This window comes from Streptomyces sp. BRA346, assembly GCF_052851135.1.
In genome coordinates, this window is record NZ_JAIWIH010000132.1 from 1 (window position 1) to 3,174 (window position 3,174).

Genomic DNA, 3,174 nt, shown 5'->3' on the forward strand with positions numbered 1-3,174 from the left:
GCGGGTGATCTGGGCCGGGTGGATGTGGTGCAGCCGGTGTTGTGGGCGGTGATGGTGTCGCTTGCGGCGGTGTGGGCGGGGCATGGGGTGCGTCCGGCGGCGGTGGTGGGCCACAGTCAGGGTGAGATTGCGGCGGCNGTNGTNNCNGGGGCGTTGTCGTTGGAGGACGGCGCGAAGGTGGTGGCGCTGCGGAGCAGGGCGCTGCGCCAGCTGGCNGGTGGCGGTGCGATGGCGTCGCTGGGTGTGGGCCAGGAGNAGGCCGGACAGCTGCTGGCCCGGCTCGGCGACCAGGCGGCGGCCGTGGGTGTGGCGGCGGTCAACGGGCCGTCGTCCACGGTCATTTCAGGTCCCCCGGAGCAGGTTGCCGCGGTGGTGGCCGCGTGCCAGGAGAATCGCCTGATCGACGTGGACTACGCCTCGCACGGCCCCCAGATGGATGAGATCCGCGATGAGCTGATGCGCGTACTGGACGGAGTAGCCCCCGTCGCCGCTCCCTCGGACGACGTGGCCTTCTACTCGACGGTGACCGGCGGCCGAGCCGATACGGCCGGTCTGGACGCCGCGTACTGGGTGACGAACCTGCGGGAGCCGGTGCGCTTCGCGGAAGCGGTGGAGGCGCTGTTGGCCGATGGGCACCGGGTGTTCATCGAGGCCAGTACCCATCCCGTGCTCACCGTGGGCATGCAGGAGACCTTCGAGCGGGCGGGGGTCGACGCGACGACCGTGCCGACGCTGCGCCGCGACCACGGGGGCCAGCACCAACTGGTGCGCTCCCTCGCCCAGGCGTTCGTCGCGGGCGTCCCCGTGGACTGGACGGCCTTGTTCCCGGCCGAGCCGACGCCGTGCAGCGTGGACCTGCCCACCTACGCCTTCCAGCACCAACGCTTCTGGATGGCCGGATCTGGCGGGACCGGCGACCCCAGCGACCTCGGTCTGGTGTCCGCCGGACATCCGCTGCTGGGCGCCGCGGTCGAGCTTGCCGATGGCAGTACGCACCTGCTCACCGGCAGGATCACGGCCGGCGGCGGCGAGAGCTGGCTCGGCGACCATGTGGTGGCGGGGACGGCACTGGCGCCGGGCGCGGCGCTGGTGGAATGGGTGTTGCGGGCGGCCGACGAGGTCGGCTGCGGTGGGGTGGAGGAGCTGGCGCTTCAGGTGCCCCTGACGCTGCCCGAGTCGAAGGCTTTGCGCGTACAGGTCGTGGTGGGTGAGGCGGCCGAGGACGGGCGGCGGGAGGTTCAGGTGTACTCCCGTCCCGGGGACGCCGACTCCGTAGCGGGCTGGGTGTGCCATGCGGAGGGCGTACTGAGCCCGCCACGAGAGGACACCGGACCGACGGCCGAGGGCTTGCGGGGTGCGTGGCCCCCGGCAGGCGCGCAGCCGGTGGAGCTGGACGGGTTCTACGAGCAGGCCGCGGCGGCGGGATATGCGTACGGGCCGTCCTTCCAGGGGCTGCGCGCGATGTGGCGGGACGGCTCGGATGTCGTCGCCGAGGTGACGTTGCCCGAGGCGGCCGGGGACGAGGAAGGCTTCGGTATCCACCCGGCGCTGCTCGACGCCGCGTTGCATCCGGCGCTGCTGACCGCCTCGTCCGAGCGGGAGCAGGGCGACCACCAGGTGTGGCTGCCGTTCGCCTGGAACGGCGTGTCCCTCTGGGCCACCGGCGCCACCACCGTGCGGGTGCGTATCTCGCCGCAGCAGCACGGTGTGGACGGCGAGCGGGGACTGCGGATGGTGGTGGCCGACGCCGCCGGGGAACCGGTCCTGACGGTGGACTCCCTGGTGACACGCCCCGCACGGATCGATCAGCTGCGGGCCGCGGGCGCGCGTGGCGTGGACGGGCTGTTCGCGCTGGAGTGGATGCCGTTGCCTGCCGTGCCGGTCGCGACGGATGACGACGAGTGGGTGGTTCTGGACCTCGGCAACGCGGACGAGGACCTGGAGTCGTTGGTCGCGGCGCTCGACGCCGAAGGGCCGGTCCCGTCCGTCGCCCTCGCCTGTCTTCCGCACTCCGGTGCGGGTGCCGGTGGTGCGGCGGCGGCCGAGGGGCTGGCGCTGGCGGAGCGGACGTTGGGGCTGTTGCAGGGCTGGTTGGCCGAGCCGCGACTGGCCGACGCCCGGCTGGTGATGGTGACGCGGGGTGCTGTCGCGCACGCTGGCGACGATGCCCCCGACGTGGCCGGTGCCGCCGTATGGGGGTTGGTGCGCAGCGCGCAGGCCGAGAACCCGGGACGCTTCCTGCTGCTCGACCTCGCGCCCGGAGCCGATGTCCTCGCGGACCGTGTGCGGGACGCGGTCGCGTGCGCGGTGGAACGGGACGAACCCCAGCTGGCCGTACGGGACGGCCAGGCGCTGGTGCCCCGGCTGAAGCGGGCCGACAGCGACGAGCCGTTGGACGTTCCGGGCGTGCTCGACCCGGACGGCACGGTGCTCATCGCGGGCGGCACCGGAACGCTGGGCGGACTGGTCGCCGAACACCTCGTCCGTACCTGGCAGGTCGGCCACCTCCTGTTGGTGAGCCGTCGCGGACCGAGCGCCCCCGGCGCTCGGGACCTGGCCGACCGGCTGGAAGATCTCGGTGCGCGGGTGCGGATCGCCGCCGCGGACGTCACGGATGCGGCCGCGGTGGCGGAGCTGGTGGCGGGGATCGAAGCGGAGCACCCGCTGACCGGTGTCATCCATGCCGCGGGTGTGCTCGATGACGCGGTGGTCACCTCGCAGACCCCGGAGCGGCTGGCGCGGGTGTGGGCGGCCAAGGCCACAGCGGCGGCCCATCTGCACGCGGCGACGGCGGATCTGCCGCTGGGCATGTTCGTGACGTTCTCCTCCGCCGCCGGGGTGCTGGGCAGCCCGGGGCAGGCCAACTACGCGGCGGCGAATGCCTTCTGCGATGCCCTGTCCGCCCACCGCCGGGCCATCGGCCTTCCGGCGCTGTCGGTGGCGTGGGGGCTGTGGGCCGAGGACAGTGGCCTGACCGGAAAGCTGGCCGAGGTGGACCGGGCCCGGATGTCCCGCTGGGGCATCGGCGCGATGTCCACCCCCAAGGCGCTCGCCCTGCTGGATGCCGCGTTCCGGCTCCCGCGTCCGTTGGTGGTGGCCGTGGACCTTGATGTGGCGGGGGTTGCGGGTGGTGATGTGCCTGCGGTGTTGCGTGGGTTGATGGTGGGGCGGGTT

General features: G+C 73.2%; 1 protein-coding gene. It reads left to right on the top strand.

The genetic code is table 11. From position 1 onward, the window contains the following. Positions 1 to 3,174, top strand: a 3,174-nt coding sequence (locus LCH29_RS43715) for an SDR family NAD(P)-dependent oxidoreductase (RefSeq protein ID WP_446467245.1), incomplete at both ends; no start/stop codon positions are given.